Below are 18371 nucleotides of genomic sequence, written 5' to 3'. Positions count from 1 at the left end.
ATGACGATGACTCTCGCCCGCCGCGGGCTGCTTGCCACTGCGTTGACCTCCGCCGTCGTGCTGCGCCATCCGCTGGCGCAGGCGCCGATCATCCTGCGTGCCGCGCATACCAATGCGGTCGGCGAAGTGCAGGACGAGGGGCTGAAGGTCATGGACCGCCGCCTGCGCGAACTGACCAATGGCCGCGCCGGGTTGCAGATCTTCCCGAACGGCCAGTTGGGCAATGAATTGCCGATGATCGAGGGCGTGGCCCTGGGCACCGTCGATATCGCCGTGCCGTCGCATGCGGCGCTGGCGAATTTCGTGCGGGAGTTCCAGCTTTTCGACATGCCGTTCCTGGTGCGCGACTACGCGCATCTGGACCGCATCGCCGTCAGCCCGGTGATGGACGACCTGGCGACAGCGTCCAAGGCGCGCAACTTCCGGCTGCTGGGCCTGTATTCCTCCGGCATCCGCCACATCATGACGCGCGATGCGGTCGGCAGCATGGCCGATCTGCGGGGCAAGAAGATCCGCGTGCAGCAGAACCCGGCGCATCTGGCGGCCTTCCAGGCCTTTGGCGCGAATGCGACGCCGCTCGCCTATGGCGAATTGTATGGCGCGATCCAGACCGGCGTCGTGGATGGGGCGGAGGCTGCCTATACCAACTACGTCGGCCAGAAATTCTACGAGGTGGCGAAGAACTGGGCGCCGATCGGCTGGCTGGCGCTGACCGCGCCGGTGATCATGAGCGAGCGCAAGGCCGCATCCCTGCCGCCCGACATCCAGGCGGCGCTGCTGCAATCGGCCATGGAATCCGCCGTCTGGGAACGCAACCTGGTGGTCCAGGGTGAGGCGCAACTACATGCCCAGGTCGTCGCCGCCGGGGTGAACATCACCAACCCCGACCGCGCTCCGTTCCAAGCCGCTGCCCTGCCGCTGTATGACCGGTTCCTGTCCTCCGAGGCCGATAAGCGCCGCCTGGGGCTGATCCGCGCATCGGCGACCGTCTGATGTTCGCGTGGCGTGAAGCGGCGGCCGAGCGGGGTCTTGGCGTCCGCAACCTGGGTCCGGCGATCGGGGTGGAGGTGTCGGGCGTCGATCTCGCCGCCCCCGCCGATCCGGAGGTCACCGCCATCCTGCGCGCGGCCTGCGTCGAACGCACGCTGCTGCTGATCCGCGACCAGGCGCATCTGTCCGATGCGGGCTACGTCGGCTTCGCACGGCGGTTCGGCGACGATCTGGACCTGCATAGCCGGCGCGACCTGTGCCACCACGACCATCATGAGATTTTTGTCGTCGGCAATGTGGTGGAGAACGGCCGTGCCGCCGGGGCCGCCAAGGTCGGGCTGAACTGGCACACCGACCATTATCATTTGCAGCACCCGGCGCTGTTCACCTTCCTGCACGCCATCACCGTGCCGGCGGAGGCGGGTGAGACGCGCTACGCCAATGGCATCGCGGCCTATGAGAGCCTGTCGCCGGCGATGCAGGCGCGGATCGAGGGGTTGCGCGTGCGCCACAGCCGGGCGCGGCTGTTCCGCGAATTGTTCCCCGATGCGAGCGAGGAACAATGCCAGGCCGAGGCCGAACGCTTCCCCGACGTGCTGCACCCGCTGGTGCGCACGCATGCGGAGTCAGGCAAGAAGGGCCTCTACCTCGGCGGCGAATGGGGGTCGATCATCGAAGGCGACCCGGAGCCCGAGGCGCTTTTTGCCGAACTGCTGGCGCATATGACGCAGCAGGGTTTCGTCCATGAACACCATTGGAAGCCGGGCGATGTGCTGATGAGCGACAATCGCTGCAGCCTGCATCGCGCGACCGAATGGGATGAAGCGCAGTACAAGCGGCGACTTCACCGCTTGATCCTGCTGGACGATCAAGTCCCGGCGTAAAAAATCAGGCCGCTTCTTGTTCAGGCAGCGGCGCCGGCTGTTCGGATTCGCTACGCATCATCAGCATGACCGAAGCGACGGAGCCGAGCAGGGCCGCCGTATTACCATAATTCAGGTAGGCCGCGGCCACCGTCGCGGCGACCAGCACCGCAACACACAGCCACATGTTGGCCATCATCAGACGACCGATTCCCAGATCCATTGATTTTTCCTAAGCGGGACATCCAGCCCGAAGTGACATCCTAGAAGCGATCAATGAATCTTCCGCTTTTCATTTTGGCAATATTCCGCGTGTGGGGCGGTTTTAATGTGCCTCACCCCAATTCGCGCCCTGGCCGACCTCAACCTTCAACGGAACGCGCAGGTTGGCGACGCCCTCCATCACCCGTTTCGCCAGGGCGGACATGGCTTCGGCCTCGGCCAGCGGTGTCTCGAACAGCAGTTCGTCGTGAACCTGTAACAACATACGCGCGGTTAACCCGGCCTCTTCCAGGGCATGCGGCATGCGGACCATGGCGCGCTTGATGATTTCAGCGGCGCCACCTTGGAAGGGTGCGTTGATCGCGGCGCGTTCGGCATTGCCGCGGATGCCCTGGATCTTGCTGTCGATGCCCTCGATCCACAGGCGCCGGCCGAAGGGGGTGCGGACGAAGCCGTTCTCCTTCGCTTCCTTCTTCAGCCGGTCCATCTCATCCTTGATACCGGGGTAGCGGGCGAAATAGGCGTCGATGATGCCCTTCGCCTCGCCGGCCGAAATGCCGAGCCGCGCCCCGAGGCCAAAGGCCCCCATGCCGTAGATGATGCCGAAGTTGATCGTCTTGGCCCGACGCCGCGCTTCGCGGTCCACCTCGCCCAACGGCATGCCAAAGATGTCCGATGCCGTGCGGCTGTGGATGTCCTCGTCATTGGCGAAGGCGGCCCGCAGGGTCGGCACATCCGCCAGATGCGCCAGCAGCCGCAATTCGATCTGCGAGTAGTCCGCCGAGATCAGCACGGTCCCGGGTGCGGCGATGAAGGCGCGACGGATGCGGGCACCGGCCTCCGTGCGGATCGGGATGTTCTGCAGATTGGGCTCGGTCGATGACAGCCGCCCGGTGGAGGTCACGGCCAGCGCGTAGTCGGTATGCACGCGCCCATCACCCGCGATCTGCGCCGTCAGCCCCTCGACATAGGTCGATTTCAACTTCTGGTACTGGCGCCATTCCAGCAGTTGTTTCGGCAGGTCGTGGCCGCGCGCGGCCAGTTCTTCCAGGGCGGCGGCATCGGTGCTCCAGGCGCCGGTTTTTGTCCGCTTGCCGCCGGGCAGCCCCTGTTCGTCGAACAGGATTTCGCCCAGTTGCTTTGGGCTGCCGAGGTTGAAGGGGCGGCCGGCCAGCTTGTGGATCTGGATTTCCAGCTCCGCCATGCGGGTGCCGAAATCGCCGCCGATGCGGGCGAGTTCGCGGCCGTCCACCAGCACGCCGGCGGCCTCCATGTCGCGCAGCACGCCGATCATGCGGCGTTCGATCAATTCATAGGTCGCCAGCGCCTTTTCCGGCAGCAGGCGCGGGAACAAGACCTGATACAGGCGCCAGGTGACGTCCGCATCCTCGGCCGCGTAGGCGGTGGCCTTGTCCAGCTGGACGGCGGCGAAAGGGATTTTCGTGCGGCCGGTGCCGGTCACCTCGGCGAAGGGGATGGGGCGGTGGCCGAGGTGGCGGATGGACAATTCGTCCATGCCGTGGCTGTGGCGCCCGGCATCCAGGCTGTAGGACACCATCATCGTGTCGCCGATGGGCGATACCTCCAGCGCGCCGTTTTCCGCCCGGCCCAGCACGGTCAGATCGTATTTGGCGTTGTGCAGCACCTTCAGCACCGAAGGATCGCGGAACATCGGCCGCAGGATCGCGATGGCTTCGGCAAAATCCATCTGGTCGGGTTTGGGCGACAACGGATCCAGCCCGGTGTGCCGCAGCGGGATGTAGCAGGCGCGGCCTGGCGCGACGGCCAGCGACACGCCGACGAGAGAGGCGGCCAGCGCGTCCAGGTTGTCGGTCTCGGTATCCAGCGCGACCATGCCGATGGCCGTCGCCTCATCCACCCAGGCCTGCAAGGCGGCGGCGTCGGTGATGGTGACATAGGGGCCGAAACCATCAGGCGCCGGGGCATCGGTCGGGGCCGCGGGCGCCAGGACGGCGGGGGCGGTGCGGTTCGGCACGGCCTCGTCCAGGCCGAAGCGATGCAGGGTCGTGCGGAAACCGTGGTCGCGCAGGAAGCCGGCCAGGCGCGCGGGTTCCGGCGGGCGGGCCAGCAGGGTTTCGATCGGCGCCGGGGGCGGCACGGCGGGGTCAAGCGTGACCAGCCGCAGCGACACCCGCGCCTTGTCGGCATTGTCCAGCAGCGCCTCGCGCCGCTTGGGCTGCTTGATCGTGCCGGCGCCGGCGAGCAAGGCTTCCAGGCCGCCGAATTCATTGATCAGCAGGGCGGCGGTCTTGATGCCGATGCCGGGCACGCCCGGGACATTGTCCGTGGGGTCGCCGGCCAGGGCCTGGACCTCGGCCACCTTGTCCGGGGCGACGCCGAATTTTTCCATCACCTCGGCCGGGCCGATGGGCTTCTGCTTGATGGGGTCGAGCATGATCACGCCGTCGCGGATCAATTGCATCAGATCCTTGTCGGAGGAGACGATCGTCACCCGCCCGCCGGATTCGGTGAACAAGCGGGCGTAGGTGGCGATCAGGTCGTCGGCCTCGAACCCGTCCAACTCGATCCGCGCGACGCCAAAGGCATCGGTCGCGTCGCGGATCAGGCTGAACTGCGGCACCAGCTCCGGCGGCGGCTCGGTGCGGTTGGCTTTGTAGAGGTCGTAGATCGCCTGGCGAAACGTGACGCGAGAGGTGTCGAAGACCACGGCGATATGGCTGGCCGCATGCTTCTGCAAGAACTGCCCAAGCATGTTGCAGAAACCGAAGACGGCATTGACCGGCACCCCGGCCGGATTGGTCATCGGCGGCAAGGCATGGAAGGCCCGGAAAATATAGCCCGAGCCATCCACCAGGATCAGATGCCGGTCGATATCCGGCGGCGGCGGCTGCAACAGGTCGGGGAGGGCGTCGGTCACGTCAGGCCTCGGCGGTTGCGCCGTGGAAGGGGCTTTGCCCCCTCCACACCACCCCCACCAGGGGCCGCCGCCCCTGGACCGGCGTGATGTATTGGCAAGAGAAGGAGAGGGGCATCACTGAGGCGCCAGTGGCCAAGGGCGCACGCTGCCCCTCTCCTTCTCTTGCCAAACGCCGTGGGTTCCAAGGGGCCACGGCCCCTTGGTGGGGAGAGTTTGAGAGGGGCGAAGCCCCTCTCAAGGCGCCACCCGTCAGTGCCCATGATCGTCGCCCGCGCCCTCGGCCAAGACGTAGGTGCGCGAGCAATAGGGGCAGGTGATCTCGTGGTCTTCGATCCGCAGGGCGATGGACGGGTGGCCGAGCGTGCCGCCGCCGCCGTCGCAGGTGGTGACGCGGGCGGTCACGGCAATCTTGTCCACCGGGGTCACGCCCGCCACCAGGTGGGGGGCGTAGCCGGTCATGTTCGCATCGCGCATGCGGGCGGTCTCCATCAGGGTTGGCGGAGCATAGAGCAGGTTCCGGCGCGGCGGAATTCGCCGGGGGTGCGAAAGCACGGCTTCCGCTGGACTGGTTCTTGCTGACAATGCGGCCATCTTTGCCCGACACGCCACAGGAGCCCCCCGGATGATCCGTCGCCGCGTATTGCCTGCCTTGGGGGCGAGCCTCGCCGCCGGGGTGCTTGCCACGCCCGCCGTGGCCCAGGCGCCCGCACAGGCACCTTGGCCCAGCCGGCCGATCCGGCTGGTGGTGCCCTATCCGCCGGGGGGTGCCAGCGACATCGCCGGGCGGTTGCAGGCGCAGGTCCTGTCCGACGGGTTGGGCGTGCCGGTGCTGGTGGACAACCGGGCCGGGGCCGGCGGCACCATCGGCACCGCGCATGTCGCGCAATCGGCCCCCGATGGCTACACGGTGATGATGGCCAGCCCATCGTCGCACCTGGGCGCGCCGCTGCTGTTCAAGACCCCGGGGTATGAGGGCGTGGATGATTTCACCGCCATCGCCACCTTCGCCACCGGCACCGCCATCGTGGCGGTGTTTCCGGGCCTGCCGATCAACAGCATCCAGGAGTTGATCGCCTATGCCCGGGCCAATCCGGGGCGGCTGAACTTCGGTTCGGCCGGGGCGGGCGGGGCGAACCACATGCTGGGCGTGCTGTTCATGCAGCGGACCGGGGTGGATCTGACGCATGTGCCGTATCGCGGCTCCGCGCCGGCCCTGGCGGATCTGATCGCCGGCAATATCCAGGTGGTGTTCGACAGCTACTCCGGCATCATCGGCTCGGTGCGGGCCAACCAGGTGCGGGCGCTGGCGGTGACCAGCGCGACGCGTTGGCCCTTGGCGCCCGAATTCCCGACGGTGCAGGAACAGGGCGTGGCCGATTACGACCTGCCGAGCTTTTCGGCCGTGATGGGGCCGCGCGGCATTCCCGAACCGATCGTCAGGCGGATGAACCAGGTGATCAACCAGGGGCTGCAGAACCCGGCGCTGGTCGAGCGGCTGGCGTCGCTCGGCAATGCGCCTTTCCCCGGCACATCGGCCGAATTCGCGGCGCTGATGGTGGCGCAGCGGGGCAAGTGGCAGGAATTGGTGCGGGCCACGGGGATGCAGCCGGAATAGCCGCGGGCGCCGGCGCACCCCATACTCGGGGGGTGCGCGCGCTACTGCTTCTTCTGGTCCTGGTCGGCGCCTGTTCGCCGCGGGAATGGCCGGCCGGGCCGGTGACGGGATCGCCCCGGCTGATGCCGGATGCGGTGGTGGCGGCCGATGACGCCCGGCTGCCGCTGGCCTCCTGGCCGCCCGAGGGCGCGCCCCGTGCCGTTGTCCTGGCGCTGCACGGGCTTGGTGATCACTCGGGCCTGTTCCTTGAGGAAGCGGCCCCCCTGCTGACCGCCGGCGGGGTGGCGCTGTATGCCTATGACCAGCGGGGTTTTGGTGCGGCGCCGGGGCGCGGGCTTTGGGCGGGAACGCGCACGCTGACCGATGACGCACGCGACACGCTGGCGCTGCTGCGGGCGCGCCACCCGGGGCTGCCACTGGTGCTGCTGGGCGAAAGCATGGGCGGTGCCATCGCCCTGCTGGCGGGTGAGGGGGCGGCCGACCGCGTGATCCTGCTGGCCCCCGCGCTGTGGAACCGCGACGCGATGGGCCGCGGCCTGTCGGGCGTGCTGTGGCTGGCGGCGCATACGATCCCGACGGTGGGGTTCGAGAACAGCGCGCCAGGCTATGTCGCCAGCGACAACACGGCCGCGCTGCGCCGCCTGTCGCGCGATCCGCTGACCTTGCGGACGACGCGGGTGGAGGTGCTGTGGGGGGTGACGAACCTGATGGACCAGGCGGTCGGCACGCTGCCCGCCTGTTGCTCGGTGCCGACGCTGGTGCTGTTGGGCGCGAAGGACAGCATCGTGCCGCAGGGGCCGGTGCGCCGGGCATTGCGATCGGTGCCGGATGGGGCGGCGCTGACCGTCGCGCGGTATCAGGATGGCTACCACCTGTTGCTGCGGGACAGTATTCGGGGTGTGGTGATGGCCGATCTGCTCGATTGGATCGTCGATCCGGCGGCGCCCCTGCCATCGGGCGCCGATGCCGCCGGGCGCGCCTGGTTGGCGGGACCACAAAATTGAGGAAGCGATAGAATGGACGCCGAACTGCTGGAAGACATCCGCGACGGCATCGCGGTATCGACATTGAACCGCCCGCAGGCGCGCAATGCGATGACCTTCCCGATGTACGAGGGCCTCGCGGCCATGGCCCGGCGCGTGGCGGAAGACGATGCCATCAAGGTCTGGATCATCACCGGCGCGGGGGGCAAGGCCTTTGCCGCCGGCACCGACATCAACCAGTTTCGGTCGTTTGCGACGCCGCAGGATGCGCTGGATTACGAGGCGCGGATCGACCGCGTGCTGACCGCGATCGAATTGTGCCCCAAGCCCGTGATCGCGGCGATCGCGGGGGCCTGCACGGGCGGCGGGGCCGCCATCGCGGGGGTCTGCGACCTGCGGCTGGGGTCGGCGAATGCAAAGATCGGGCTGCCGATCGCGCGCACCCTGGGCAATTGCCTGTCGATGTCGAACTACGCGCGCTTCGCCGCCTTGATCGGGCCGGCGCGGCTGACCGACCTTGTGTTCACCGCGCGGTTGATGGAGGCGCCGGAAGCCCTGGCGGCGGGGTTGCTCAGCGAAGTCCTGGACACGCCCGAGGCGCTGGCCGAACGCGCCCGCGCCCTGGCGACGACCATCGCCGGCCACGCGCCGCTGACCCTGCGCGCGACCAAAGAAGCGCTGCGCCGGCTGCGCGAGGCGGCGCATGGGGTGCCGGGGGACGATCTGGTGACCATGTGCTTCACCAGCGCCGATTTCGCGGAGGGCGTGGATGCGTTCCTGACGCGGCGTCCGCCGGTGTGGACAGGGCGTTAGTCCGTGACGGCCGCAGGCGCGAATGCGCCGCAGGGCTGAATCACGCGACAAAACAACAAGCTAGACCGCGATGCGTGAGCGAATGCGACCCCATCGCGGTCTAGCCCCGGCACACGCGGTCGTCACGCCAGGGCGGAGCCCATCCTGCGCAATGTCTCGGGCCGCAGCTCCGCCAGGCTGTTGATGCCAAGCAGGCCCATGTCGCGGTCGATCTCGGCGCCCAGCAGGTTGATGCAATGGGTCACGCCCGCCGCGCCGCCGATCGCCGCGGCGTAGACGAAGGGCCGGCCGACGAAGACGAAGCTCGCGCCCAGGGCCATCGCCTTCAGCACATCCGTGCCACGGCGCAACCCGCTGTCCAGCATCACCGGGATATTGCCCGCCACGGCGACCACCTCCGGCAGGACGCGCAGGGGTGACACGGTGCCATCCAACTGCCGCCCGCCGTGGTTGGACACGATGATGCCATCCACGCCGCTGTCGCAGGCGATGCGGGCATCGGCCGGGTTCATGATGCCCTTGACCACCAGGCGGCCCTGCCACTGCCGGCGGATCTGTTGCAGGTGCGTCCAGTTCAGGTGGTCGCGCATGCTGAAGTCGCGGGCGATGTTCCGCGCCACGATGGGCGCGCCGCGCTCGGCGTAGGAATTCTCGAAATGCGGCATCCCGTGGCGCGTGAGCGTGCGCAGGAAGGTGTTGAGCGACCAGCGGGGATGGGTGATGCCGTCCCAGGCCAGGCGCAGGCTGGGGCGCAGCGGGGTGGAGAAGCCGGTGCGGATATTGTTCTCGCGGTTCGCCAGCACCGCCGTATCGACCGTCAGCACCAGCGTGCCGAAGCCGGCGCGGGCGACGCGGTCCACCAGCGCCGCGATCCGCGCGGGTTCGCCGGGCAGGTAGGCCTGGAACCAGGAACCGGGGGCGGCGGCCGCGACCTCCTCAAGCCGGATCAGCGAGGATCCGCTCATGATCATCGGGATATGCGCATCCGCCGCGCCGCGCGCGAGCACGAGGTCGCCGCGATAGGCGATCAGTGCGCCCATGCCCATCGGCGCGATGCCGAAGGGGGCGGCGTAGGCCTGGCCGAACAGGGTGGTGGCCTGCGACCGCTGCGACACATCGGCCAGCACGCGCGGGGCAAAGCCCCATTCGGTGAAGACCGCGCGGTTGTCGGCCAGGGTGGCGTTGGTTTCGGCGGCACCTGCGACATAGCCAAAAATCGGGCGCGGCAGGTGGCGCCGCGCCGCGACCTCGAAATCATCCAGCGCCAGGATGCCCCGCAGGCGTCGCGGCACCGACTTGGCCGCCGTCCGGAACGGCGGGGTCGGTGCGCCGTTCAGTTCCAAGGCGTGGTTTCCCAGATACGGCGATACCGCGCTTCCTGCGCCGGCATCTGCGCTTCCCATTCGGCGCCGGGCAGGTAGGCCATCGGCAGTTCCAACTGGCGCGCCTTCTCCTGCCATTCCGGCTTGACCACCACCCGCGCGATGGCGTCCTGCAGGCGGGCGGCGACGTCGTCGGGGATGCCACGCGGGGCGGCGAAGCCACGTTCGCTGGTCATCAGCACATCGAACCCTTCCTCGCGGAAGGTCGGCACGGTCGGCATCAGGTCCCAGCGCTGTTCGCCCATCGCGGCCAGGGCGCGCAGCGGCGGGTTCTCCTGGCCGAGGACGCCGATCTCACCCAGGTTCAGCCCGCCGACATCGATATGCCCGGCCAGGACCGCGTTCTTCACGAGGCCGGCGCCGGCATAGGGCGCATGGATGAATTCCGTGCCGGAGGCCGCCTGCAACAAGGTCAGCCCCAGATGGTCGTCGGTGCCGACGCCGGAAGAGCCGACGCTGATCGTGCCCGGGGCGCGGCGGGCGGCCTCCACCAGGTCGCGCAGGCTGCGATAGGGCGAGGTCTGGCGGACCACGAAGGCGGTCGGGTCGTCGACCAGCCGCGCGATCGGGCGAATCTTCGTGCGGTCGTAGCGCACGGGGCGGGAGACGGGCACGGACAGGTAGCCCGGCGTGTTGATCGCGCCGATGGTGTAGCCATCCGGCCGGGCCGCTTGCAGCGCCACATAGGCGGTTTCACCCCCCGCGCCGGCGCGGTTCTGCACGACGAAATTGGCGCCGGGGAGTTCGGCCGCGAGGAAGGTGGCAAGCACGCGCACCATGACATCGGTGCCGCCGCCCGGGGCGAAGCCGACGATGACCTCGATCGGGCGGCCGGCGGGCCAGGCGGTTTGCGCCAGGGCGGGGCAAGGCAGGGCCAGGGCGGCACCGGCGGCCAGGAGACCGCGGCGATTGATGTTCTTGTTCATTTTGGACGTTCCTCCGTGATGGCGCTAGGCGGCGGCGGGCAGCCCGCCGGGCACGACGACGGCGCCCTCCAGCGCCGGGGCGCGGCCGGCCAGGACCGCGATGATGCATTCGGCGGCACCGCTCGCCATGGCGACGGCACCGCGTGGGGTATTGGCGGCCAGGTGCGGCGTCGGCACCACGCGCGGATGCTGGCGCAGGGGGCTGTCCGCCTCCAGCGGTTCCTTGGCGAAGACATCGACGCCGGCCCAGGCCAGGTGGCCGGAATCCAGTGCCGCCAGCAGCGCCGCCTGGTCGACGATGCCGCCGCGCGCGGTATGCACCAGGATGGCGCCGCGCGGCAGCAGGGCGAGTTCGGCGGCACCGATCATGCCGCGCGACGATGCGTCCAGCGGGCAATGCAGGCTGAGCACCTCGGCCCGCGCCAGCAGGTCTGGCAGGGTGTCGACACGTTTGGCCGGGCCGGGCAGCGGGCCGGCGGGCAGCAGCGGATCCCAGGCCAGGACCTGCATGCCGAAGGCGCTGGCCATGCGCGCGACCTTGGAGCCGATGGCGCCATGGCCGACGATGCCGATCACCATGCCGTCGATGTCGCGCGTCATGCGGGAGGTCTTTTCCCACAGGCCGGCGCGCATCTTGGCGGTGACGTCGGGCAGGTCCTTCAGCATGGTCAGCAGCAGCGCCATGGCGTGTTCGGCGACGGAGCGCGAATTGGCCCCCGCCGCGCGCGTCACGGTCACGCCACGGGCGGCGGCGGCGGCCAGGTCGATGCCATCCACGCCCGCGCCATGGCGCGCCACCACGCGCACATCCGGCAGGGCCGCGTCCAGCACCTTGGAGGTGATGAGGCCCTGGCGGTGCAGGATGGCGATCGGGCGGTGCAGGGCGATCGCGGCGAGGAGTTCCGGCTCCTCCGGATAGCCGGCGGTCAGGACCGGGGTCAGCCCGGCCTGTTCCAGCATCGCCAGGGCGTCGGGCGCCAGCTTGGCCGCGGTGATGAGAACGACGGGATTGGCCATGTCGGGATCAGTCCAGCCCTTCGCAGCCGAGCCGGCGCAGGGCGGCATCGACCCAGGCGGCGTCATGCGTGCCGGCCTTGATATTGGCGACCTGGCGATGTTCGGCGGCCTGCTTGGCGACGGAGGCGGCATAGACCTGTTCGGCCACGTCGAAGGGCACGCAGAGCAGCCCGTCGGGGTCACCGATGATCAGGTCGCCGGCCTCGATCACCATGCCGTCGATCGCGATGGGCAGGTTGATTTCGCCCGGGCCGTCCTTGTAGGGGCCGCGATGCGTCACGCCGGCGGCGAAGACGGGGAAATCCTGTTCGCGGATGGTGGCGCTGTCGCGGATGGCGCCGTTGATCACGATGCCGCCCAGCTTGCGATAGACCATCTGCGCCAGCATCAGGTCGCCGATCAGGGCGTTGGTCAGGTCGCCGCCGGCATCGACCACGATCACGTCGCCGGGCTGGGCCAGCAGGATCGCCTTATGGATCATCAGGTTGTCGCCGGGGCGGGTTTTCACCGTCAGCGCCGGGCCGGACATGACGTCGCCATTGTGCATGGGGCGCAGGCGCGGGCCGCCGGCGGTGATGCGGGACATGTTGTCGCTGACATTGGCGACGGGGAGAGCGCGGAAGCGCTCGGCCAGATCGGCGCTCACCTGGCGCGAACGCGTCGCGATCCTGAAGCCTGACGGCATTTGGTTCTCTCCATCCCTGCGCATATTTGGTAAAAACGAAACGCGATTTCGAAATATCACGCCCGATGGAGGGCGCAAGGCGAAAATGGATCACCATGACGGAACGACATGGCTGGCTTGCTCACGCCCCGCCAGGGCCGTAACCGTAACGCCATGACCAAAACCAGTCGCCCGAAGCCGGCCCTTGAGGGCGTCGCGGCCGCCGAGCGCGCCCTGCGCATCCTGGCCGCCTTCCGCAAGGGCGATGCGGCGGTCAGCCTGGCCGAACTGGCCGAGCGCACCGGGCTGGTGAAGAGCACGATCATGCGCCTGGCGATCTCGCTGGAGGCATGCGGCTTCCTCGCGCATTTGCCGGACGGCTCCTATCGGCTGGATGCCGAGGTGCTGCGGCTGGGCGGGATCTACCAGCAATCATTCCGGTTGGAGCCGCATGTGATGCGGGTGCTGGAAGCCCTGGTCGCCGCGACGGGGGAAAGTGCGTCCTTCTACATCCGGCGCGGGGCGTATCGCCAATGCCTGTTCCGGGTGGATTCCCCCCACATGCTGCGCTTGCATGTGCGCGAGGGCGATCTGCTGCCGATGGACAGCTCCGGCATCGCGCAGGTGCTGCGGATCTTTGGCGCGGTGCCGCTGCCGCCGGATGCCGCGACGGTCGCGCTGCCGCTCTACACCGCCGGGGCGAACGATCCGCATACCGCCAGCATGTCGATGCCCGTGTTTGGGCCGGGTGAAGGCTTTGCCGGGGCGCTGACGATCACCGGCCCGGTCACGCGGCTGACGCGGGAGGCGGCGGCGGGCTATGCGGACACGCTGCGGGATGCGGCCATGGGTTTGACGCGCGTGCTGGGCGGGCAGGCGCCGCGCTGATTGACAGGGGCTGCCGGGCGCATCCAGGCTTTCGCGCCCTTGGAGTGCCCCCGTCGATGCTGCGTCCTGGCCTGAGCCTGCTGGCTGCCCTGGTGATCGCCACGCCCGCTTTGGCCCAAGTGCCGACACGGGCCAATACGCTGCGTGTCGCGCCCGAGACCCTGACCCGCGTGCTGGACCCGCATTTCACCACCAGCTTCACCACGCGCGACTTCGCCTATCTGGTGTTCGACACGCTGTTTGCCGTGAACGACCGCTGGGAACCGACGCCGCAGATGGTCGATCGCTTCACCCGCAGCGACGACGGCATGAGCTGGACGTTTACGCTGCGCGACGGGCTGACCTGGCACGATGGCACCGCCGTCACGGCCGAGGATTGCGTGGCCAGCCTGCGAAGGTGGGGTGCCCGCGATGCGCTGGGCGGGGCCTTGATGCGGGCCACGGCCTCGATCGACGTGGTGGACCCAAAGACCTTTCGCCTGATGCTGCGCGAACCCTTTGGCCTGGTGCTGGAAGCGCTGGCCAAGCCCGGCGCGATGGTGCCGGCGATGATGCCGGCGCGGCTGGCGGCGACATCGCCGACGCAGCAGATCCCGCAGGTGATGGGCAGCGGTCCCTATCGCTTCGTCGCGGAAGAATACGTCCCGGGCGACCGCATCGTCGTGCAGCGCCACGCGGGGTATCGCCCGAGGTCCGAGCCGGCGGTCTGGGCCAGCGGCGGCAAGGTCGCGCGGATGGAACGGGTGGAATTGCTGGCGCTGCCCGATGTCTCGACCCAGGTCAGCGCGCTGACGACGGGTGAGATCGACTACGTCGAACGCCTGCCGGCCGATGTGCTGCCGGTGCTGGAGCGCAACCGGGCGGTGCGGGTCGCGACCGTGTCGCACTATGGCTTCCAGGGGCTGCTGCGCTTCAACCACCTGCACCCGCCCTTCGACAATCCTGCCGTGCGGCGCGCGGTGATGCTGGCGGTGGACCAGGCCGACTACCTGGCCGCCGTGGCCGGGCGGCCCGAATATGCGCGGGAATGCCGCAGCATGTATGGCTGCGGCACGCCGCTGGAAACCACGGCGGGCATGCCGATGACGCCCGACCTGGAGGGTGCGCGGCGGATGCTGCGGGACAGCGGCGCGGACCTGTCGCGCCCCGTCGTCATCATCCATCCAGCCGATGCGCCGGGGATCGCGGCGCTGGGCCTGGTGTCGCAGGCGTTGCTGACGCAGATCGGGCTGCGCGTCGATCTGCAGGCGATGGACCTCAACACCTATTTTGGCCGGCGCGCGCGGCCGGAGGGCTGGAACATCGCGCATACGACCAACACGGTGCCGGATATGCAGTCGCCGTTGCTGAACCCTTTCCTCAATGGCGCGGGGTTTCCCGCCGGTTTCGCCGGCTGGCCGAAGGATGATGAGGTGGAGCGGCTGCGCATGGAATTCGCGCGCGCGCCGGATGCGGCCGAAAGGCTGCGCATCGCGACCGAAATCCATCGCCGCGCGGCGGAGGGCGGGTTCTACATGCCGCTCGGCCAGTTCACCGCCGCCAGCGCCTGGCGCGCGAATTTGACGGGCGTGCTGGACGGGCCGGCGATGTTCCTGTGGAACATGAGCCGCAACTGATGACGAAACTCTCCTTCTCCGACTACCTCGATGCCGTGCCGAAGGTGGAATTGCACCTGCACATCGCCGGCGCGATCCGGCCCGAGACGCTGGATGACCTCGCCTTCCTGAATGAATTGCGGTTGCCGAAGCCGGCAACCGAGCTTTACCAGTTCACGACCTTCTACGAATTCCTCGATGCACTGCGGTTGGCGGCGCTGGCGCTCGCCACGCCGCGGGATTTTGCCCGCGTGGCTTATGAATGCATCGAAGACCTGCACCGCCACGGCAACGTCCGTCATGCGGAAATCTTCTTCAACCCGCATTACTTCACACCGAACGGCGTGGCCTATCCCGAGATCGTCGATGGGCTGATCGAGGGGCTGGAGCGGGCCGAGCATGATTTTGGCGTGTCCTCCCTGCTGATCGCCTGCATCGACCGCAGCGTCTGCCTGCCGTCGGAAGCGTTGCAGATGCTGGAATGGATGGCGCAATACCCGCGGCCGAAGGTGGTCGGCATCGGACTGGATGGCGCCGAACGCGCCGGGCCGCCGTTGCTTTGGGTCGAGGCCTGGCGCCAGGCGGGACGATCCGGTTTCCGCCGCACCGCACATGTCTGCGAAGACAACCAGAGCCTGTTCGAGGCGCCGCCCACCCATTACACGCAATGCCGCGACGCGCTGGGCTGCGACCGGCTGGACCATGGCTACAACATCCTGGCCGATCCGGCGGTGGTGCAGCGCGCGGTGCAAGACCAGGTGCCCTTCACCATGGCCTGCTGGTCCGGCCTGACCTGGAACCGCGCGCCGCGGCGCCAACGTATCAAGGCGATGTACGATGCGGGGCTGAACATCACGCTCGGCACCGATGACCCGACGATCTTCGGCACCACGATGGGGCATTCGTGGCGCACGGTCTTCGCCGACCTGGGCTGGCGCGGGGCGGAGGCGCGCCGGCTGAGCCTGGCAGGCGTCGAAGCCTCCTGGTTGCCGGAGGCGCGCAAGGCGGCATTGCGCAGTGAATTCGTCGCGACGCTGGATGCGCTGGAGCGGGACTTGGACCCGGAAGACCGCGTGGTGGAGCTTGCGGTGACGCGGGGTTAGCAGGACGGGAGGTTGCGCCGTGGAGAGGGCTTCGCCCCCTCCACACCTCCCCCACCAGGGGCCGCCGCCCCTGGACCGGCGCGATGTATTGGCAAGAGAAAGAGAGGGGCGTCGCTGAAACGCCCCTGGGCAAGGGCGCACCATGCCCCTCTCTTTCTCTTGCCAAACGCCGTGGGTTCCAAGGGGCCACGGCCCCTTGGTGGGGAGAGTTTGAGAGGGGCAAAGCCCCTCTCAAGGCGCCACCCGTCTCTTCGTCTACGCGTTCCGCCGCAGGACGTCCGGGTTCACGCAGACATCCGGTGTCAGTGTCCCGGCAAAGGTCGCCAGGATGCTTTCAGCGCAAGACATCGCCATGCGTTGCATGCCTTGTGCCGTGCTGGCGGCGGAGTGCGGCGACACGGTGACATTCGGCAGGTCGAACAGCGGGATTGGCGCCGGCACGGGCTCTGTCTCGAACACATCCAGCCCGGCGCAGGCCAGGTGGCCGTTGGTCAGCGCGGCGTGCAGGGCGGCCTCGTCCACCAGCGTGCCGCGCGCGGTATTCACAAAGGCGCCGCCCGGCTTCATCGCGGCCAGGAAGGGCGCATCGATCATGCGTCGCGTGGCTTCGCTGGAGGGCACGTGCAAAGTCACCATATCGGCCTCGGCCAGGCCGGCGTGCAGGTCGGCCACGGGGATGAAGCCTGCGCCCTTGATGGTGTTCTGCGGGATATAGGGGTCGTGCACCAGCACGCGCATCCCGAAGGCGGCGCAGAGCCGCGCGACGCGCCCGCCGATGCGACCAAAGCCCAGCACCAGGATGCTGCGGCCGGCGAGGTCGAAGGTCGGTGCCTCCGCCACCTGGCCCCAGCCGCAGCCCCGCAGCCGCGCGTCATAGACACGGGTTTGCCGGGCGCAGGACAGCAGCAGCATCATCGCGTGTTCGGCGACGCTTTGCGCATTGGCATCGGGCGTGATGGTGACGGGGATGCCGCGCGCCGTGGCGGCGGGGATGTCCACGCTGTCGAAGCCGACGCCGTGCCGCGCGATGATGCGCAGGTTGGGTGCGGCATCCATCACCGCCGCGGTGATCGGCGTCAGGCGCACGGTGACCGCATCGGCGCGCGGCAGGGCTTCGGCCATGTTCCGCGCGTCGGGGAATTCCAGGACCTCGGTCGTGCAGCCCGCGGCATGCAGGCTCGCCATGGCGTCCGGGTGGATGGAACGCAGCATCAACACATGGGGCATGGGGCTACTCCAGATGGGCCGCGTCGCCCAGAAGCGCGCCGCGAAAGCGGGTGGTGAGGACAGCGCCATCGCGCGGCGGCAGCGCCAGCGGCAGGGTTTCGGGGTCGATCTTCACGGTCGCGAAGAAGGGACCGATGCCGGTGTGGATCGTCTCCCGCAGGGCGGCGATCTCATCCGGCTTGCTGACCCGCCGCACCGCCGGGATCCCGGCGGCCGTGGCCATGCCGTTCAAATCCACGCCGAGCCCGGTATGCGTCATCTGGCCACCGGTTTCGCCGTAGCGCTCATTGTCCAGCACCACGATCGACAGATTTCTTGGCGCCTGCACCGCGATGGTGGCGAGCGCACCGATGCCCATCAGCATTTCGCCATCGCCGGTCAGCACAAGCACGCGCTTGTCGGGCTGCGCCAGGGCCAGGCCCAGGCCGATCAGCGCGGCACCGCCCATCGCGCCCCAGAGCGGGAAGGACAGCGGATGGTCGCCCGCGGCGGTGATATCCCAGGCTGGCGCGCCCAGGCCGGCGATCACCAGCAGATCGCCGCGATCCTCCAGAAGCGCCGGCACGACGCTGCGACGATGCAGCAGGCCGGCGGCCGAAACCTCCACCATGGCGCTCATTTCCCAAAAGTCTTGGCGCCCAGCACGCGCTGCCCGATCAGGCAGGCGGTGGCGCGATAGGTGTTGAAGGCAAGCCGCAATGTCGCATCGGCGATGGGCACGACATCTTCCGGCGTATCGGCGCGATGGGTGATGCAGCCCATGGCTTCCAGCACGGCCGGCGTCGCCTGGCCCATCGGCACCTGCCACGGGTTGAATTCGCCGAAATCGCCCCGCATCGTGATCAGCATCGGCACGGGAAACCGGCAGGTCGCGGCCAGCGACAGCATGTTGATGCAATTGCCGACGCCAGAGGATTGCATCAGCACCACGCCACGCTGCCCGCCCAGCCAGGCGCCGCCGAGGACGGCAATGCCCTCTTCCTCGGTCGTCAGCGGGATCAGGCGCATGGTGTTGGAGGCCTGGACCCTGCGGATCAGCCGCGCATGCCCGGCATCGGGCACGACCACCACCTGCCGGATCTTGTGCGCTTCCAGCAGCGCGAACAGGCCATCGGGCCAGTTCTCGGTTTGGCCGGCGTCCGGATGCATGGTTCCCCCAAGGTGCAGTTTGCGCGATCCTCCCC

General features: G+C 68.6%; 18 protein-coding genes. 8 read left to right on the top strand and 10 right to left on the bottom strand.

The window, feature by feature from the left end; all coding sequences use genetic code 11:
* A complete protein-coding gene (locus tag ACQW02_RS25280; RefSeq protein WP_431282679.1) occupies positions 1 to 993 on the top strand; it encodes a TRAP transporter substrate-binding protein in 993 nt (330 codons plus the stop codon).
* Positions 993 to 1874, top strand: coding sequence for a TauD/TfdA dioxygenase family protein (locus ACQW02_RS25275; protein ID WP_431282678.1), 882 nt, complete (start codon positions 993 to 995; stop codon positions 1872 to 1874). Before ACQW02_RS25280 ends, ACQW02_RS25275 begins: the two co-directional genes overlap by 1 nt.
* 4 nt (positions 1875 to 1878) lie before the next feature.
* Here ACQW02_RS25275 and ACQW02_RS25270 read toward each other — a convergent pair whose 3' ends face one another.
* The 3 genes from ACQW02_RS25270 to ACQW02_RS25260 all read right to left on the bottom strand — a co-directional run bounded on the left by ACQW02_RS25270 (position 1879) and on the right by ACQW02_RS25260 (position 5448).
* The gene (locus ACQW02_RS25270; protein ID WP_431282677.1) at positions 1879 to 2076 is read right to left on the bottom strand and encodes a hypothetical protein; all 198 of its coding nucleotides are present in this window, start codon (positions 2074 to 2076) and stop codon (positions 1879 to 1881) included.
* 102 nt (positions 2077 to 2178) lie between these two features.
* Positions 2179 to 4974, bottom strand: a complete 2796-nt coding sequence (polA, locus tag ACQW02_RS25265; RefSeq protein ID WP_431282676.1) for a DNA polymerase I — start codon at positions 4972 to 4974, stop codon at positions 2179 to 2181.
* Positions 4975 to 5223: 249 nt separating this feature from the next.
* On the bottom strand, positions 5224 to 5448 hold the full coding sequence (locus tag ACQW02_RS25260) for a zinc-finger domain-containing protein (RefSeq protein ID WP_431282675.1): 225 nt from the start codon (positions 5446 to 5448) through the stop codon (positions 5224 to 5226).
* A gap of 148 nt (positions 5449 to 5596) precedes the next feature.
* On the opposite strand from ACQW02_RS25260, the gene ACQW02_RS25255 reads away from it, so the two are divergent.
* From ACQW02_RS25255 to ACQW02_RS25245, 3 genes are read left to right on the top strand one after another with little or no spacing between them, the layout of a single operon-like run.
* Positions 5597 to 6589 carry a Bug family tripartite tricarboxylate transporter substrate binding protein gene (locus ACQW02_RS25255; RefSeq protein ID WP_431282674.1) on the top strand — a complete coding sequence of 331 codons (993 nt, stop codon included), beginning with the start codon at positions 5597 to 5599 and terminating at the stop codon, positions 6587 to 6589.
* Positions 6590 to 6621: 32 nt separating this feature from the next.
* Complete coding sequence (locus ACQW02_RS25250; protein ID WP_431282673.1) at positions 6622 to 7593, top strand: alpha/beta fold hydrolase; 972 nt, start codon at positions 6622 to 6624, stop codon at positions 7591 to 7593.
* Positions 7594 to 7605: 12 nt separating this feature from the next.
* Positions 7606 to 8385: an enoyl-CoA hydratase gene (locus ACQW02_RS25245; RefSeq protein WP_431282672.1), complete on the top strand. Its 780-nt coding sequence runs from the start codon at positions 7606 to 7608 to the stop codon at positions 8383 to 8385.
* Between the two features lie 122 nt (positions 8386 to 8507).
* Here ACQW02_RS25245 and ACQW02_RS25240 read toward each other — a convergent pair whose 3' ends face one another.
* From ACQW02_RS25240 to ACQW02_RS25225, 4 genes are read right to left on the bottom strand one after another with little or no spacing between them, the layout of a single operon-like run.
* Positions 8508 to 9728 carry an alpha-hydroxy acid oxidase gene (locus tag ACQW02_RS25240; RefSeq protein ID WP_431282671.1) on the bottom strand — a complete coding sequence of 407 codons (1221 nt, stop codon included), beginning with the start codon at positions 9726 to 9728 and terminating at the stop codon, positions 8508 to 8510.
* Positions 9719 to 10693: a tripartite tricarboxylate transporter substrate binding protein gene (locus ACQW02_RS25235; protein WP_431282670.1), complete on the bottom strand. Its 975-nt coding sequence runs from the start codon at positions 10691 to 10693 to the stop codon at positions 9719 to 9721. The genes ACQW02_RS25240 and ACQW02_RS25235 overlap by 10 nt, the downstream gene beginning before the upstream one ends.
* Positions 10694 to 10717: 24 nt before the next feature.
* Positions 10718 to 11710, bottom strand: a complete 993-nt coding sequence (locus tag ACQW02_RS25230) for a hydroxyacid dehydrogenase (RefSeq protein ID WP_431282669.1) — start codon at positions 11708 to 11710, stop codon at positions 10718 to 10720.
* A 7-nt stretch (positions 11711 to 11717) separates the two neighbouring features.
* Positions 11718 to 12395 (bottom strand): RraA family protein, encoded by a 678-nt coding sequence (locus tag ACQW02_RS25225; protein ID WP_431282668.1) that lies wholly within the window; start codon positions 12393 to 12395, stop codon positions 11718 to 11720.
* A gap of 153 nt (positions 12396 to 12548) precedes the next feature.
* Here ACQW02_RS25225 and ACQW02_RS25220 point away from each other — a divergent pair, with 153 nt between their 5' ends.
* Genes ACQW02_RS25220 through add form a run of 3 tightly spaced genes read left to right on the top strand, consistent with a single transcriptional unit; the run spans position 12549 to position 15960 of the window.
* Entirely contained in the window at positions 12549 to 13262 is a 714-nt protein-coding gene (locus ACQW02_RS25220; RefSeq protein WP_431282667.1) for an IclR family transcriptional regulator, read from the top strand.
* A 56-nt stretch (positions 13263 to 13318) separates the two neighbouring features.
* Positions 13319 to 14878: an ABC transporter substrate-binding protein gene (locus tag ACQW02_RS25215; RefSeq protein ID WP_431282666.1), complete on the top strand. Its 1560-nt coding sequence runs from the start codon at positions 13319 to 13321 to the stop codon at positions 14876 to 14878.
* Positions 14878 to 15960 carry an adenosine deaminase gene (add, locus tag ACQW02_RS25210; RefSeq protein WP_431282665.1) on the top strand — a complete coding sequence of 361 codons (1083 nt, stop codon included), beginning with the start codon at positions 14878 to 14880 and terminating at the stop codon, positions 15958 to 15960. The genes ACQW02_RS25215 and add overlap by 1 nt, the downstream gene beginning before the upstream one ends.
* A 255-nt stretch (positions 15961 to 16215) precedes the next feature.
* Here add and ACQW02_RS25205 read toward each other — a convergent pair whose 3' ends face one another.
* From ACQW02_RS25205 to ACQW02_RS25195, 3 genes are read right to left on the bottom strand one after another with little or no spacing between them, the layout of a single operon-like run.
* Complete coding sequence (locus tag ACQW02_RS25205; protein WP_431282664.1) at positions 16216 to 17187, bottom strand: hydroxyacid dehydrogenase; 972 nt, start codon at positions 17185 to 17187, stop codon at positions 16216 to 16218.
* Between the two features lie 4 nt (positions 17188 to 17191).
* Positions 17192 to 17806, bottom strand: coding sequence for a thiamine pyrophosphate-dependent enzyme (locus tag ACQW02_RS25200; RefSeq protein WP_431282663.1), 615 nt, complete (start codon positions 17804 to 17806; stop codon positions 17192 to 17194).
* Positions 17803 to 18336, bottom strand: coding sequence for a thiamine pyrophosphate-binding protein (locus tag ACQW02_RS25195; protein ID WP_431282662.1), 534 nt, complete (start codon positions 18334 to 18336; stop codon positions 17803 to 17805). The genes ACQW02_RS25200 and ACQW02_RS25195 overlap by 4 nt, the downstream gene beginning before the upstream one ends.
* Positions 18337 to 18371 lie beyond the last annotated feature (35 nt).

The organism is Humitalea sp. 24SJ18S-53, from assembly GCF_050632385.1.
Lineage (GTDB): Bacteria > Pseudomonadota > Alphaproteobacteria > Acetobacterales > Acetobacteraceae > Humitalea.
Note: the sequence above shows the minus strand (reverse complement) of the source record. Positions and strands in the feature narration are given on the sequence as shown.

Coding starts and splice junctions, on each gene's coding strand:
- ACQW02_RS25235 (WP_431282670.1), bottom strand. CDS start 10,693: ATGAACAAGAACATCAATCGCCGCGGTCTCCTGGCCGCCGGTGCCGCC.
- ACQW02_RS25245 (WP_431282672.1), top strand. CDS start 7,606: ATGGACGCCGAACTGCTGGAAGACATCCGCGACGGCATCGCGGTATCG.
- ACQW02_RS25260 (WP_431282675.1), bottom strand. CDS start 5,448: ATGCGCGATGCGAACATGACCGGCTACGCCCCCCACCTGGTGGCGGGC.
- ACQW02_RS25225 (WP_431282668.1), bottom strand. CDS start 12,395: ATGCCGTCAGGCTTCAGGATCGCGACGCGTTCGCGCCAGGTGAGCGCC.
- ACQW02_RS25205 (WP_431282664.1), bottom strand. CDS start 17,187: ATGCCCCATGTGTTGATGCTGCGTTCCATCCACCCGGACGCCATGGCG.
- ACQW02_RS25275 (WP_431282678.1), top strand. CDS start 993: ATGTTCGCGTGGCGTGAAGCGGCGGCCGAGCGGGGTCTTGGCGTCCGC.
- add (WP_431282665.1), top strand. CDS start 14,878: ATGACGAAACTCTCCTTCTCCGACTACCTCGATGCCGTGCCGAAGGTG.
- ACQW02_RS25220 (WP_431282667.1), top strand. CDS start 12,549: ATGACCAAAACCAGTCGCCCGAAGCCGGCCCTTGAGGGCGTCGCGGCC.
- ACQW02_RS25230 (WP_431282669.1), bottom strand. CDS start 11,710: ATGGCCAATCCCGTCGTTCTCATCACCGCGGCCAAGCTGGCGCCCGAC.
- ACQW02_RS25255 (WP_431282674.1), top strand. CDS start 5,597: ATGATCCGTCGCCGCGTATTGCCTGCCTTGGGGGCGAGCCTCGCCGCC.
- ACQW02_RS25270 (WP_431282677.1), bottom strand. CDS start 2,076: ATGGATCTGGGAATCGGTCGTCTGATGATGGCCAACATGTGGCTGTGT.
- ACQW02_RS25195 (WP_431282662.1), bottom strand. CDS start 18,336: ATGCATCCGGACGCCGGCCAAACCGAGAACTGGCCCGATGGCCTGTTC.
- ACQW02_RS25280 (WP_431282679.1), top strand. CDS start 1: ATGACGATGACTCTCGCCCGCCGCGGGCTGCTTGCCACTGCGTTGACC.
- ACQW02_RS25200 (WP_431282663.1), bottom strand. CDS start 17,806: ATGAGCGCCATGGTGGAGGTTTCGGCCGCCGGCCTGCTGCATCGTCGC.
- ACQW02_RS25215 (WP_431282666.1), top strand. CDS start 13,319: ATGCTGCGTCCTGGCCTGAGCCTGCTGGCTGCCCTGGTGATCGCCACG.